Here is a 14077-nt window from a genome sequence, read left to right on the forward strand (position 1 = left end):
GCGCACCCTTTGCATATGCAGACAATGACGCTCAACCGCTCCGCCAGGAATTTGCAGGGAACTCTCCGATGAACGCCGAAACCGTCGCCCCCGAGGCCGCCAGGGAACTCGGACCCGGGCACGCCAGATTTCTGCAGATGGCCAAGGCGCAGGACCCGCTGCCGACCGCCGTCGTCCATCCGGTCGATGCGCTCTCCTTGCAGGGTGCGATTGCATGCGCCGGGCAGGGCCTTGTCATCCCGTTGCTCGTCGGTCCCTCGGCCCGCATTCGCGAGGCCGCCGCCAGTGCCAGGCTCGATATCGCCCATTTCGAAATCGTCGATTGCGAGCATTCCGACGCGGCTGCGGCGAAATCGGTGGCGCTTGCCCGTGAGGGGCGCGTCGGTGCGCTGATGAAGGGAGCAATTCATACCGACGAGGTCATGAAGGCGGTTCTCCACCCGGAACTGGGTCTGCGGACCGCGCGCCGGATGAGCCACTGCTTCGTCATCGACGTGCCGGGCTTCCCCAAGCCGTTTTATGTCACCGACGCTGCCATCAACATCTATCCGACGCTGTCGGACAAGCGCGACATCATCCAGAACGCCATCGATCTCGCCCATGCCCTGGGCGTCGCGGTGCCCTTGGTCGCCATTCTTTCGGCGGTGGAAACCGTCACGGAATCGATCCGCTCGACCATCGATGCGGCCTCCCTGTGCAAGATGGCCGATCGCGGCCAGATCACCGGCGGCGTGCTCGACGGGCCGCTGGCCTTCGACAATGCCGTTGCGCTGGAGGCTGCCGCCGCCAAGGGGATCGTCTCACCCGTCGCCGGCCGGGCGGAAGTTCTCGTCGTGCCCGATCTCGAGGCGGGCAACATGCTCGCCAAGCAGCTCGAATACCTCGCCGGCGCGCGGGTGGCCGGCATCGTTCTCGGCGCCCGCGTGCCGATCATGCTGACAAGCCGCGCCGACAAGGCCGCCGCGAGAGTGAGTTCCGCCGCTATCGCGGTTCTCCTTGCCGCGGCGAAGGCAAGGAAACCGGCATGACGACGCCTGCCATCCTCGTCCTCAACTCCGGGTCGTCGAGCATCAAGTTCTCGATCTTCGCATTCGAGCGCGACCCCTCGGCCGCGGATCTCGTCTGCGGCGGCAAAATTTCGGGGATCGGCGTCCGGGCGCGGCTCGATGCGGAGAATGCAAAAGGCGAGGCGCTGGCCGCCAGGAGCTTTCCGTCAGGTGTCACTTACGAAGAGCTGCTCGGCCACCTCCTCGACTGGATAGAGGAGCATCTCGACGGGCTGGAACTGGTCGCGGCCGGCCATCGTGTCGTCCATGGCGGAAAGGATCATGTCGCTCCGGCGATTCTCGATGACAGTCTCCGAGACGATCTGCGAGCGCTCACGCCGCTGGCGCCCCTGCACCAGCCGCACAATCTCGACGCCATCGACGCGCTCGCCCGGCTCCATCCGGAGCTTGCCCAGATCGCCAGCTTCGACACCGCCTTCCATGCGGGACGAAGCGAGATCGAGAGCGTCTTCGCCCTGCCTGCGGAACTCGCGGCCGAAGGTGTGCGGCGCTACGGCTTTCACGGTCTCTCCTACGATTATATCGCCTCGCGGCTTGCTCCGCTTCTGGGAGACGCCGGCATGGGCCGGGTCATCGTCGCGCATCTGGGCAGCGGGGCCAGCCTCTGCGCCATGTCGCGCGGCCGCAGCGTCGCCACAACGATGGGATTCAGCGTGCTCGACGGCCTGCCGATGGGCACCCGTTGCGGCCAGATCGATCCCGGCGTCCTTCTGTACCTGATGCAGGAAAAGCGCATGAATGCGGAGGAGCTGACCCGCCTCCTCTACCGGCAGTCCGGACTCCTCGGTTTGTCGGGAATCAGCAGCGACATGCGCGAACTCCTGGCAAGCGACCGGAAGGAGGCAAGATTCGCGATCGACCATTTCTGCTACCGCGCCAATCGCGAAATCGGTTCGCTGGCCGCAACGCTCGGCGGCATCGACGCGCTGGTCTTCACCGCGGGTATCGGCGAACACTCACCCGACATCCGTCGGAGGATCTGCGCCTCGGCCTCCTGGCTCGGGATCGAGTGGGACGATGACCTGAACCGCAATGCGAGCGGGGAGGCGGTCTTCTCGACGCCGGATTCAAAGGTTGCGGTCGCGGTCATTCCCACCAACGAGGAACTGGTGATTGCGCGCGACTGCTGGGGGCTGCTGGGGGGGCGGGACAACAGTGCGGATGGTCAGGCGGCGGCTGCAGGCTTGCAATAGAGTTCGTGCAGCACTTCGAGAACCGAGCGCACGGCTCCGCCCTTGAGCGAGTAATAAATCGTCTGTGCTTCGCGGCGCGTGGCAACGAGATCCGCTTCGCGCAGCTTGCGCAGGTGGTGCGACATGGCGGGCTGGGACAGGCCCGTCTCGTCAGCCAGCCTGAGCACGCTCTGCTCGCCGTCGAGCAGAATGCAGAGCAGTTTCAGCCGCACCGGCTGGGACAGCATTTCCATCAACCGCGCGGCTTCCGCCATGCGCGGTTCCATTTCCAACATTTCTTGTGCGTGGAGCATTTTCGAACCTCGTTAAATTCGCGAGGCTAAATATACCGCGGCGCGATCTGTTTTCAACGGTGCTTACCAGTGCGGCGGCTTCTGTGTCGGCGCCTGCGCGATGGCCGTGTCTTCGAGCGTCTCGAACCGGTCGGTCATGTCATCGAGTTGGCGCTTCAGCCGCTCGATCAGTGCCCATTGCCGCGCCACCTGCCCCGAAAGGTCCTCGATCGTCTCCGCCTGGTGAGCGGTCAGTTCCTCAAGCCGGACAAGCCTCTCTTCGGATAGTGTGCTCATGTGACGAGTTCTCCTAGTTTGTCCCGCCATTCGGGCGGCAGGGCGACGGGGCGGCGGCTGTGGCGGTCGACATAGACATGAACGAAGCGCCCGTCGGCAAGTGCTTTTTCCTCGTCATTGCGGAAAAGCCCGACTGCATAGACCACCGACGAGGTCCCCAGCCGCTCAGTCCCGATTCCCGCGGTGATGCGGTCCGGAAAGGCGGTTTCGGCGTGATAGCGGCACCCCGTTTCCACCGCCAGCCCGATCGGATTGCCGTTTCCGGGATCGAGCAGGCCTTCCTCGATCAGCCAGCCGTTGATCGCCGTGTCGAAAAGCGCGTAGTGGGTCACATTGTTCATGTGCCCGTAGATGTCGTTGTCCGCCCAGCGCGTCTGCAGCGGCCTGAAGAGCGTGTAGTCGGCACGGCTTGAAGGTGGGGTGCGATCCATCGTGGCGGCATGTCCTTGTGTCGGCGGTGAAGGGCGGCGTCCGTGGCAGAAATCGGCAGGGCGCGTTCCTGTGGCCGATTCATTCTGGACTTTGATAAAATAAGTGTCGAGACTACACACGCCGGGGCTGCGGACAAGCGCCGGAATCCAGACTGTACGGGGTACCATGAGTGACATCGCGATCGAGCTGAAGGGCATAGACAAGAGCTTCGGCCTCGTCCATGCGAACAGGGATATCAATCTCAGGGTTCGCAAGGGCACCATCCACGGCATCATCGGTGAAAACGGCGCGGGCAAGTCGACGCTCATGTCGATCCTCTACGGGTTCTACCAGGCCGATCGTGGCGACATTCTCGTCGATGGCGCGAAAACCGACATTTCCGGCCCGAGCATCGCCATCGACAAGGGCATCGGCATGGTCCACCAGCACTTCATGCTGGTCGAGAACTTCACGGTTCTGGAGAACATCATGCTCGGCGCCGAGGAAGGCCAGATCCTGACTTCCGGCATTGCCCGCGCCCGCAACGAACTCAAGCGGCTGGAAAACGAATACGCGCTGGAGGTCGATCCCGACGCGATCATCGAGGAACTGCCGGTCGGCCTGCAGCAGCGCGTCGAGATTCTGAAGGCGCTCTATCGCGGTGCCGAGATCCTCATCCTCGACGAACCCACCGGAGTTCTCACCCCGGCGGAGGCCGATCACCTTTTCCGCATTCTCGCCCAGCTCAAGGCGCAGGGCAAAACCATCATCCTCATCACCCACAAGCTGCGCGAGATCATGGCCATTACCGACGAGGTGTCCGTCATGCGCCGCGGCGAGATGGTCGCCACGCGCACGACGGCAGATACCTCGGTCGAGGAACTGGCCGAGCTGATGGTCGGTCGCCGCGTGCTCCTGAGCGTCGAGAAGGGGCCTGCAAATCCGGGTGAAGTGAAGCTGTCTGTGCGCAATCTGACCGTCAGGGATTCCCGTGGCGTGCCGATGGTCAAGGACGTCTCGCTCGATGTCCGCGCCGGCGAGATCGTCGGTGTGGCGGGCGTGGCGGGCAACGGGCAATCGGAACTCCTGCAGGCGATTGCGGGCATTCGCCGCGCCGAAACCGGTAACGTCACGCTCAACGGACGGCCGATCGACGTGACCGGCGAGGCCGACCCGAACGAGTTGCGCCATCGCGGCCTGGCCCATGTGCCGGAGGACCGCCACCACATGGGACTGGTGCTCAAATTCGAGGAAGCCGAGAACTCGATCCTCGGCTATCACGACGATCCGCGCTATCTGAAATCCTTCTTCCTCGACGTAGAGGCCATACGCGCCGATGCGGCGGAGAAGTGCGCGCGCTACGATATCCGCCCGCCGGACGTGCGCCTGAAGACGGCGAATTTTTCTGGCGGCAACCAGCAGAAGATCGTGCTCGCCCGCGAGATGGAGCGTGATCCGGATGTCATCATCATCGGCCAGCCCACCCGCGGGGTGGATGTCGGGGCCATCGAATTCATTCACAAGCGGATTATCGAAATGCGCGATGCCGGCAAGGCCATCCTCCTCGTCTCGGTCGAACTCGACGAAATCCGGTCGCTCTCCGATCGTGTCCTCGTCATGTTCGACGGTCATGTCGTGGGCGAACGGTCGCCGGAGACAGGCGAGGGCGAACTGGGTCTTCTCATGGCCGGTGTCACGGATCAGGAGGCGGCGGAATGAGCGCGCCCCACGCAAAACTGCCCGGCTGGGTCGATTACGGCGTCATTCCGCTGGTCAATCTCGTCGTTGCCTTCCTCGTCGCGGGCCTCGTGGTGCTTCTTGTCGGCGAAAGCCCGATCCGGGCCGCCGCGCTGCTCATCGAAGGCGCCTTCGGCTATGGCGAGGGCATCGGCTTCACGCTCTATTACGCGACGAACTTCATCTTCACCGGGCTGGCGGTCGCCATCGCTTTCCATTGCGGGCTCTTCAATATCGGCGGCGAGGGGCAGGCCTATGTCGCCGGGCTGGGTGTGGCCATACCCTGCCTCTGGCTCGACGCCTCGATGCCCTGGTATGTGGTCTTCGTGGTCGTCATCTTCGGGTCCGCCCTGATGGGCGGCCTCTGGGCGCTGATTCCGGGCTATCTGCAGGCCAAGCGCGGCAGTCACGTCGTCATCACTACCATCATGTTCAACTTCATCGCCTCGAGCCTGATGGTCTACCTGCTCATCGATGTGTTGAAGCCGCGCGGTTCGATGTCGCCCGAGACCCGTACTTTCGCAGAGGGCGGGCATCTGCCCAAGCTCGACTGGTTGTTCGGGCCACTGGGGATCGATGTCGGCGGTTCGCCGCTCAATCTCTCCTTCCTTCTGGCCCTCGTGGTGAGCTTTATCGTCTGGGTCATCGTCTGGCGCACCCGGTTCGGCTACCAGATCCGCACCATGGGTTTCAGCCCGTCGGCGGCGCGCTATGCGGGGATGAAGGAAGCCCGCATCGTCATCATCACCATGGTCATGTCCGGCGCGCTCGCCGGAATGATGGCGATCAACCCGATCATGGGCGAGCAGCACCGCATGCAGCTCGATTTCGTCGGCGGTGCCGGTTTCGTCGGTATCGCGGTGGCGCTGATGGGCCGTTCCCATCCGGTGGGCATCATCCCGGCCGCGATCCTGTTCGGCATGCTCTATCAGGGCGGCGCCGAGATCTCCTTCGAGATGCCGCAGATCTCGCGCGACATGATCGTCATCATCCAGGGACTGGTAATCCTTTTCGCCGGCGCCATGGAGCACATGTTCCGCCCGACGATCGCGCGCCTGTTCACCTCTCTCGGCGGCGGACGCAAACCGCAGCCGGCGACCGCGACGGAGTAAGACCGATGGAATTCCTCGACACACTCATCGTTCTCCTTCAGTCGACCATCCGCGTCTCGGTTCCGCTCATTCTTGCGGCGCTCGCCGGGCTCTACTCGGAGCGTTCCGGCGTCTTCGACATCGGTCTCGAGGGCAAGATGCTGGGCGGCGCCTTCGCCGCCGGTGCCGTCGCCGCGATTACCGGCTCGGCCTGGCTCGGCGTGCTGGCGGCGATCGTGGTCGCCGTCGCGCTCGCGCTGGTTCACGGCTTCGCCTCCATCACCCAGCGTGGCAACCAGATCGTATCGGGCGTGGCCATCAACTTCATCGCCGCCGGCGCCACCGTCATTCTCGGCCAGGCCTGGTTTCACCAGGGCGGCCGCACCCCGCCCTTGTCGGGCGGTGCCCGCTTCACGACCATCGATCTGCCCTTTGCGGCAGAGCTTGCCGACGTGCCGGTGGTGGGCGCCATTTACACCAACCTTCTCTCCGGTCACTACACGCTCACCTATATCGCATTCGCGCTGGTGCCGTTCACCTGGTGGGTTCTTTTCCGCACCCGCTTCGGCCTGCGCCTGCGTGCGGTCGGCGAAAATCCGGGCGCGGTGGACACAGCCGGTATCTCGGTGATCTGGCTGCGCTACCGCGCCGTCATCTGTTGCGGAATTCTCACCGGCATTGCGGGAGCCTATCTCTCGCTCGCCATGACCGCCGGCTTCGTCAAGGGCATGACCGCGGGCAAGGGCTTCATCGCGCTCGCCGCGCTCATTTTCGCCAAGTGGAAGCCGGTCAGCGTGATGTACGCCTGCCTTCTCTTCGGCTTCCTCGATGCGCTGTCCATCCGCATGCAGGGCCACCGCCTTCCGCTCATCGGCGAGGTGCCGGTCCAGTTCATGCAGGCCCTCCCCTATGTGCTGACCGTCGTGCTGCTTGCCGGCTTCATCGGCCGCGCCATTCCGCCCAAGGCCGGCGGCACCCCCTATGTCAAGGAACGCTGAGCATGACTGAAATCCGACCTCACGATCTCTTCGAGGCGGCGCGGGGCGCGATGGGAAAGGCCCATGCGCCCTATTCCCGCTTTCCCGTAGGGGCCGCGATCCTCGATGGCGATGGCCAGGTGCATACCGGCGCCAATATCGAGGTGATCTCGTTTCCCGAAGGCTGGTGCGCGGAAACCACCGCCATCGGTCATATGATCATGAGCGGCGGCAAGCGTATCGCGGAAGTGGCGGTGATTGCCGAGAAGCTCGATCTCTGCTCGCCTTGCGGCGGATGCCGCCAGCGGCTCGCGGAGTTCGCGGATGCCGGCACCCTCATCCATCTCTGCGACGCGGGCGGGGTCAGGAAATCCGTCCGCATGGACGAGTTGCTGCCGCTGGCCTTCCAGACGGAGACCATCGGATGAGCCCGGCCGTCGATATCCTGATCGAGCGTCTGCACGGCCTCATGCCGCGCCACGCCATCGTCCTCGGTTCCGGTCTTGGCACGCTGGTGGATGACCTGCGGGATGCCGTCCGTGTGCCCTATGCGGATCTGCCGGGTTTTCCCGAAAGCGGCGTCAGCGGCCATGCCGGCGAAGTGGTGGCCGGCTATCTCGGCGACAAGCCGGTGATCATGCTGTCGGGCCGGATCCATTATTATGAGCACGGCAGGGCCGATGCCATGCGCGGACCGCTCGAGGTGTTGCAAGGCCTCGGCGCGACGCGGCTGATCCTGACCAATTCCGCCGGATCGGTGCGCGAGGACATGCCGCCGGGCTCGGTCATGCGCATTACCGATCACATCAATTTTGCAGGCATGAACCCGCTGATCGGAGAGCCGTCCGACAACCGGTTCGTCGGCATGACCTCGGCCTATGACGCCGGAATGGGGAAGGCGATGGATGCGGCTGCGCAGGCCGTCGGCGTGGACCTTCACCATGGCGTCTACATGTGGTTCTCGGGGCCGACATTCGAAACGCCCGCCGAGATCCGCATGGCGCGGGCACTGGGCGCCGATGCGGTCGGCATGTCGACGGTGCCGGAAGTCATCATCGCGCGCTTCCTCGGCTTCGAAGTCGCCGCCGCTTCGGTGATAACGAATTTCGGTGCGGGCATGACCGGCAATGAACTGAGCCACCAGGAAACCAAGGACATGGCGCCCATCGGCGGCGGCCGTCTGGCAAAGGTGCTGCAGGAAATGCTGCGCACAATGGATTGAGCAAATGAGTAAGCCGCAAGTTACATATGATCCGAAAGCCGTGGCGCGTATGGCGCTCGCCTGTCTCGATCTCACCGACCTGAACGACGATTCCACCGAGGAAGCGGTGCTCGATCTGTGCGATCGCGCGCTCACATCCCATGGTCCGGTGGCCGCGATCTGTATCTGGCCGCGTTTCGTTGCCGCGGCGCGACGCAAACTCGGCCCGCTCTCGCCGGTGCGCATCGCGACGGTCGTCAACTTCCCCTCGGGCGCGCTCGGCTCCGACACCGCAGTCGGCGAGACCGTCACCGCAATCGCCCATGGTGCCGACGAGATCGACGTGGTGATCCCCCATGAGGCTCTCAAGCGCGGCGAAAGCGGCGCGGTGCGCGACCTGGTAACCGTGGTGCGCGCCTCCACGCCTCCGCCCGCGCGGCTGAAAGTCATCCTCGAAACGGGTCTGCTGAGCGATCGCGGGCTGGTCCGCGAAGCCTCCGACATCGCGCTTGCCGCCGGCGCCGATTTCATCAAGACGTCGACCGGCAAGGTGAAGGTCAACGCGACGCTCGATGCCGCTGAGATCATGTTGACCGCGATCCGCGAAGCGGGCTCTGCCGCGGGACTGAAACCGGCCGGCGGCATCCGCACGGTGGCCGATGCCGCCGCCTATTTCGCGCTTTGCGAAAAGGTCATGGGTCGCGGCTGGGTTTCTTCGCGCAACTTCCGCTTCGGAGCGTCGGGCCTGCTCGGCGACATTCTCGGGACGCTCGACGGGACCGAAGCCGCGGGTTCAGAGGCAGGCTATTGACCCTCCTGCCGCAGGAAGTCATTCGCGCCAAGCGGGATGGCGAAGCGCTTGATCCTGCGGATATTTCAGGTTTCATCGAAGGTCTGACAAGGGGGACGGTCGGCGAAGGACAGGCGGCGGCCTTCGCCATGGCGGTCTTCTTCAACGGGATGAGCCGCGAGGAGGCGGTGGCGCTCACGCTGGCCATGCGCGATTCCGGCGACGTGCTCGATTGGCCCGATATCGACCGCCCGATCATCGACAAGCACTCGACCGGCGGCGTCGGCGACAATGTTTCGCTGATGCTGGCGCCGATCGTGGCGGCCTGCGGTGCGATGGTGCCGATGATCTCCGGTCGGGGCCTCGGTCACACCGGCGGGACGCTCGACAAGCTGGATTCGATCCCGGGCTATATAACCGCACCGTCCAGCGATCTGTTCCGCAGGACCGTAAAGGAAACGGGATGTGCCATCATCGGCCAGACCGGCGACCTCGCGCCCGCCGACAAGCGGCTCTACGCGATCCGCGACGTCACCGCGACGGTGGAATCGGTGCCGCTGATCACGGCCTCCATCCTGTCCAAGAAACTCGCGGCGGGGCTCGGTGCCCTTGTTCTCGACGTCAAATGCGGCAACGGCTCCTTCATGGGCGATGTCGAGAAGGGGCGGGAGCTCGCCCGGTCCCTCGTGGCCGTGGCAAACGGCGCCGGACTGAGGACCTCCGCGGTTCTGACGGACATGAACGAACCATTGGCGTCTGCCGCCGGCAACGCGGTCGAGGTCGATAACGCCGTGCGTTTTCTGACCGGTGAAAGACAGGATCCGAGATTGCGTAAGATAACGCTTACGCTTGCGGCAAACATGCTCGTCTCCGGCGGCCTGGCCGCGGACGTCGACGCCGGTTTCGAGCGCGCAAGCCGGGTGCTCGATGATGGTCATGCAGCCGAGATTTTCGGGAAGATGGTGTCGGTTCTCGGCGGACCGGCTGATTTCGTCGATCGCTGCCGGGATCATCTCGAAACCGCGCCCCTCGTCGTCGATATCGCCGCGCGGGAGGATGGCTGGATTGCCGGCTACGATACCCGCCGTATCGGCATGGCGGTGGTGGCCCTGGGCGGCGGCCGTACCCGTCCCGAGGACGATGTCGACCATGCGGTCGGGCTCACCGGTTTCCTGCCAGTCGGCACGAAGGTCGCGAAGGGTGAGCCGCTGTTCCAGGTCCATGCCCGGAGCGGCGATCAGGTGGAAATGGTGCGTGAGCGTCTGGCCGACGCGCTGACGATTTCCGGTGACGCTGTGGGAACCCGTCCGGTGATCATGGAGACGATCGCCGCCGAACAGGCGAACTGACCGGGAGAAATGCCTCAGTTCTCGAGCTTCAGTTCGCCGGCCTGGACCTTGTAGCTCGCCAGCCGCGACATGAAGCTCATGCCGATGAGTGTTTCGTCGAGAGCGCTATCGTCAAGCACGAAGGCGGCCACGTCGTTGACGGATATCGGGCCGATCTCGATCCGCGAGAGATTGACCTTCGCCGCGGTGGTTTCGCCGTTGGCGGTGCCCAGGCGATAGATGAAATCCTTGCGCTGGGTGTTCAGACCAAGCTTGCGGGCGGTCGATACATTCATCGCTACCGTGGTCGCGCCGGTATCGACGACGCCCCTGATCGAACGGCCGTTGATGCGGAAATCGCCGACGAAATGCCCGCCGGCTGCCACGGGGATGGAGATCGATCTGGTGCCGGTCACATAGGTCGGACGAGTGTCCGCCTTGAGATCGACAGGCCTCGCCTGCACGTCCGTCCCCGATGCCTCGGTAACGACCGCTTCCGCCACATCCTTGTTCGCAAGCGCGCGCTTCTGCTCCTGCATCTCGAGATATCCAGGGACCGCGGCGATCGCCAGCGCGCTACAGCCGATGAGAAAGAACTGCTTGAACATGACACAACTCCGAATTCGATCGGAGCCTAGCCGTGATTGCCTAACGGAAAATGAGAACCCGGCGCGCGGCAGCGGCCGGGTTCAGCTGTGGTAAATGCTTGGTGAATGCAGAGCCGGCAGGGTCTATTTCGTGCCGTACATCCGGTCCCCGGCATCTCCCAGACCCGGAACGATGTAGCCCTTGTCGTTCAGATGGCTGTCGATCGAAGCCGTGAAGATCGGCACATCCGGATGGGCTTCCTGGAAATTCCGGATCCCTTCCGGAGCGGCCAGAAGGCAGAGGAAACGCAGGTTCTTCGCGCCCCTTTCCTTCAGCTTCTCAACCGAGGCAATCGAGGAGTTTCCCGTTGCCAGCATGGGATCGACGACGATGACGAGGCGATTGCCGATATCTTCGGGCGCCTTGAAGTAATATTCGATTGCTTCCAGCGTTTCATGGTCGCGGTAAACGCCGATATGGGCGACGCGGGCCGAGGGGACGAGATCGAGCATGCCTTCGAGCAGCCCGTTGCCGGCGCGCAGGATCGAGGCGAAGACCAGCTTCTTGCCTTCGAGGACCGGCGCTTCGATGTCTTCGAGCGGCGTCTCGATTTTCGCCATCGTCAGTTCGAGGTCGCGCGTCACTTCGTAACAGAGCAATGTCGAGATTTCCCGCAGCAGCCTGCGGAAACCGGCTGTCGAGGTATCCTTCTTGCGCATGATGGTGAGCTTGTGCTGCACGAGAGGATGTTTGATGACCGTAACCGAATCCATGATAGTCCGCCGTTCCGAGAAATTGTGATGGCCGGGATCAAACACCTTGCCGGCGCAGGCGGCAACCCGCGCATTCTCTCTTAGTCGAGCTGTCCCAAGAGTTTTTCCCGCGTCGCTTCATCCACGAAGGCCGCCTGGATGGCCGTGCGGGTGAAGCCTGTCAGCATTGCCGCATCATAGCCCCAGGTTCTGGCCGCCATCTCGTATTCATGGCCGATGGAGGAGCCGAAATGCGGCGGGTCGTCGGAATTGAGCGTCACCTTCACGCCTGCCTTCCGCATCGCCTCGAAGGGATGCTTCTCCCAGCCGTCAAAGACCTTGAGCGCGACATTCGAACCCGGACAAAGTTCAAGTGCCACGCCCTCCCGGGCAATGCGCTCGACAAGGGCCGGATCTTCGATTGCCCGCGCGCCGTGGCCCAGTCGGGAGGGGCGCACATGGTCGAGCGCGTCGCGCACGCTCTCCGGCCCCGCCAGTTCTCCGGCATGGATGGTGATGCCGAGACCGGCTTCGCGGGCAATATCGAAGGCGCGGGCATAATCCGCCACCCTGCCGAAACGCTCCTCGCCCGCCATCCCGAAACCGGTAATGAGCGCATGGGGCCGGCTGGCGGCGAAGCGTGCCGCGGCTTCCACCGCCTGCGGGCCGAAATGCCTGATGCCCACCACGATCATCCGGCATTCGATGCCGCTCGCCCGCCTGGCGCGCTCCAGTCCCGTCCCGAGCCCCGCCAGATAGCCCTCGGTGCCGATACCCGAGCGCTCCGCGTGGTCGGGGGAAACGAAGATCTCGGCATAGATCGTGCCTTGCGCGGCAATATCCGAGAGATAGGTCTCGGCCAGAAGGGCATAATCCTCTTCCGTGCGGAAAAGGGCAGCTGCGCCGTCATAGGCCGCGAGAAAGCTCGTGAAATCCGACCAGACATAGCCCGCCTCGTCGAGAAACGAGCTGACATCGACGCCATATTTCTCGGCCTGCCGCCGCACCAGATCGGGCGAAGCGGCACCCTCGACATGGCAATGGATCTCGGCTTTCGGAACGGCGCGGGTCACAGGAAACTCTTACCGTGTGCGGTGGCCGGCAGTTTCAGATGCTTCGCCACGGAAGCGCCGATATCGGCATAGCTCGGACGAAGACCTATGCAACGCGCCTGCATGCCCGGCCCGAAGCCAAGGATCGGCACCCGCTCGCGGGTGTGGTCGGTGCCCCGCCAGGTGGGGTCGCAGCCGTGATCGGCAGTCAGGAGAACGAGATCGCCGGGTTTGAGCTTCTTGGCGACCGCCGGCAGGCGGTGGTCGAAAGCCTCCAGTGCCGCCGCATAGCCCGGCACATCGCGGCGATGGCCGTAAAGCATGTCGAAATCCACGAAATTGGTGAAGACGAGATCGCCGTCCCCGGCCCCGTCCATGGCTTTCAACGTGGCCTCGAACAGTGCGTCGTTGCCGCTTGCCTTGTGGCGCCTCGTCACGCCCTGATGGGCAAAGATGTCATCGATCTTGCCGACTGCGATCACCTCGCGGCCCGCTTCCGCCGCAACGTCGAGAAGCGTCGGTCCGGGCGGCGGTACGGAATAGTCCTTGCGGTTGCCGGTACGGGTAAAGCCCTTTTCCGGCGTGCCGATGAAGGGGCGCGCGATCACCCTGCCGATATTGAGCGGGTCGATCACGTCGCGGATCTTTTCACACAGGCGGTAAAGGCGTGCGAGCCCGAAATGCTCTTCGTGGGCGGCGATCTGCACCACTGAATCGCTGGACGTGTAGAAGATCGGCTTGCCGGTCGCGAGATGCTCCTTGCCGAACTGCTTGATGATTTCGGTGCCCGAAGCATGGCAGTTTCCGAGGATGCCGGGAATGTTGCCGTTCTCGACGAACTGCTCGACCAGCTCATCGTCGAAGGCGGGCCCGTCATTCGGGAAATAGCCCCATTCGAATGCGACCGGCTGCCCGGCGATCTCCCAATGGCCCGAGGGCGTGTCCTTGCCCAGCGACGTCTCGCTGGCGGCGCCCCAGAGACCCCGCGGGGCCGAATGCGAATTGAGGCCCGCGGGCCAGAAGCCCGAGGCCATGTAAGCGGCATCCGCCAGTCCCAGCGATACCATGTGCGGCAGGGCGAGCGGTCCTTCGCGCAGTCCGGCGCGGTCGGCGAGCCCCGTCATCGCGTATTCGGCGATATGACCGAGCGTGTCCGAGCCCGCGTCTCCGTATTTGGCGGCATCCGGCGCCCCGCCTATGCCGAATGAATCCAGTACGAACAGAAATGCGCGCGCCATGAGTTCCCCGTATCCCTCGCGGATAATGTGGTCGTGTGCCGGTTGTTCCGGCTATCTCCGCGGCCGTTTTATCCGATGGGCGA

16 protein-coding genes are annotated in these 14077 nt (G+C 64.0%); 9 read left to right on the top strand and 7 right to left on the bottom strand.

Annotated elements, in window-relative coordinates; all coding sequences use genetic code 11:
* Window positions 1-68: 68 nt before the first annotated feature.
* Window positions 69-1028, top strand: a complete 960-nt coding sequence (locus E2A64_RS01835) for a bifunctional enoyl-CoA hydratase/phosphate acetyltransferase (protein WP_244598112.1) — start codon at window positions 69-71, stop codon at window positions 1026-1028.
* On the top strand, window positions 1025-2260 hold the full coding sequence (locus tag E2A64_RS01840; RefSeq protein ID WP_133282741.1) for an acetate/propionate family kinase: 1236 nt from the start codon (window positions 1025-1027) through the stop codon (window positions 2258-2260). The genes E2A64_RS01835 and E2A64_RS01840 overlap by 4 nt, the downstream gene beginning before the upstream one ends.
* On the opposite strand, the gene E2A64_RS01845 is transcribed toward E2A64_RS01840, so the two are convergent.
* The 3 genes from E2A64_RS01845 to E2A64_RS01855 form a co-directional block, all read right to left on the bottom strand.
* Window positions 2233-2526 (bottom strand): ArsR/SmtB family transcription factor, encoded by a 294-nt coding sequence (locus tag E2A64_RS01845; protein WP_244598113.1) that lies wholly within the window; start codon window positions 2524-2526, stop codon window positions 2233-2235. The two genes, E2A64_RS01840 and E2A64_RS01845, sit on opposite strands and share 28 nt — an antisense overlap.
* Before the next feature lie 90 nt (window positions 2527-2616).
* Window positions 2617-2829, bottom strand: coding sequence for a SlyX family protein (locus E2A64_RS01850; RefSeq protein WP_133282743.1), 213 nt, complete (start codon window positions 2827-2829; stop codon window positions 2617-2619).
* Window positions 2826-3260, bottom strand: coding sequence for an acyl-CoA thioesterase (locus E2A64_RS01855; protein ID WP_133282744.1), 435 nt, complete (start codon window positions 3258-3260; stop codon window positions 2826-2828). The genes E2A64_RS01850 and E2A64_RS01855 overlap by 4 nt, the downstream gene beginning before the upstream one ends.
* A gap of 166 nt (window positions 3261-3426) precedes the next feature.
* Here E2A64_RS01855 and E2A64_RS01860 point away from each other — a divergent pair, with 166 nt between their 5' ends.
* Genes E2A64_RS01860 through deoA form a run of 7 tightly spaced genes read left to right on the top strand, consistent with a single transcriptional unit; the run spans window position 3427 to window position 10385 of the window.
* On the top strand, window positions 3427-4959 hold the full coding sequence (locus E2A64_RS01860; RefSeq protein WP_133282745.1) for an ABC transporter ATP-binding protein: 1533 nt from the start codon (window positions 3427-3429) through the stop codon (window positions 4957-4959).
* Window positions 4956-6089, top strand: a complete 1134-nt coding sequence (locus tag E2A64_RS01865) for an ABC transporter permease (protein ID WP_133282746.1) — start codon at window positions 4956-4958, stop codon at window positions 6087-6089. The genes E2A64_RS01860 and E2A64_RS01865 overlap by 4 nt, the downstream gene beginning before the upstream one ends.
* A 5-nt stretch (window positions 6090-6094) precedes the next feature.
* A complete protein-coding gene (locus E2A64_RS01870) occupies window positions 6095-7066 on the top strand; it encodes an ABC transporter permease (RefSeq protein WP_133282747.1) in 972 nt (323 codons plus the stop codon).
* Window positions 7067-7068: 2 nt separating this feature from the next.
* Window positions 7069-7473, top strand: coding sequence for a cytidine deaminase (locus E2A64_RS01875; protein ID WP_133282748.1), 405 nt, complete (start codon window positions 7069-7071; stop codon window positions 7471-7473).
* Complete coding sequence (locus tag E2A64_RS01880) at window positions 7470-8267, top strand: purine-nucleoside phosphorylase (RefSeq protein ID WP_133282749.1); 798 nt, start codon at window positions 7470-7472, stop codon at window positions 8265-8267. Before E2A64_RS01875 ends, E2A64_RS01880 begins: the two co-directional genes overlap by 4 nt.
* A 4-nt stretch (window positions 8268-8271) precedes the next feature.
* A complete protein-coding gene (gene deoC, locus E2A64_RS01885) occupies window positions 8272-9057 on the top strand; it encodes a deoxyribose-phosphate aldolase (protein WP_133282750.1) in 786 nt (261 codons plus the stop codon).
* A complete protein-coding gene (deoA, locus tag E2A64_RS01890) occupies window positions 9054-10385 on the top strand; it encodes a thymidine phosphorylase (RefSeq protein WP_133282751.1) in 1332 nt (443 codons plus the stop codon). The genes deoC and deoA overlap by 4 nt, the downstream gene beginning before the upstream one ends.
* A 14-nt stretch (window positions 10386-10399) precedes the next feature.
* Here deoA and E2A64_RS01895 read toward each other — a convergent pair whose 3' ends face one another.
* From E2A64_RS01895 to E2A64_RS01910, 4 genes are all read right to left on the bottom strand, one after another.
* A complete protein-coding gene (locus tag E2A64_RS01895) occupies window positions 10400-10972 on the bottom strand; it encodes a retropepsin-like aspartic protease family protein (protein WP_133282752.1) in 573 nt (190 codons plus the stop codon).
* Window positions 10973-11095: 123 nt separating this feature from the next.
* Window positions 11096-11725 carry a uracil phosphoribosyltransferase gene (gene upp, locus E2A64_RS01900; protein WP_133282753.1) on the bottom strand — a complete coding sequence of 210 codons (630 nt, stop codon included), beginning with the start codon at window positions 11723-11725 and terminating at the stop codon, window positions 11096-11098.
* Window positions 11726-11805: 80 nt separating this feature from the next.
* The gene (locus E2A64_RS01905; RefSeq protein WP_133282754.1) at window positions 11806-12777 is read right to left on the bottom strand and encodes an adenosine deaminase; all 972 of its coding nucleotides are present in this window, start codon (window positions 12775-12777) and stop codon (window positions 11806-11808) included.
* Entirely contained in the window at window positions 12774-13994 is a 1221-nt protein-coding gene (locus tag E2A64_RS01910) for a phosphopentomutase (protein WP_133282755.1), read from the bottom strand. Before E2A64_RS01910 ends, E2A64_RS01905 begins: the two co-directional genes overlap by 4 nt.
* Window positions 13995-14077 lie beyond the last annotated feature (83 nt).

It is taken from the genome of Pseudohoeflea suaedae (genome assembly GCF_004354915.1).
Lineage (GTDB): Bacteria > Pseudomonadota > Alphaproteobacteria > Rhizobiales > Rhizobiaceae > Pseudohoeflea > Pseudohoeflea suaedae.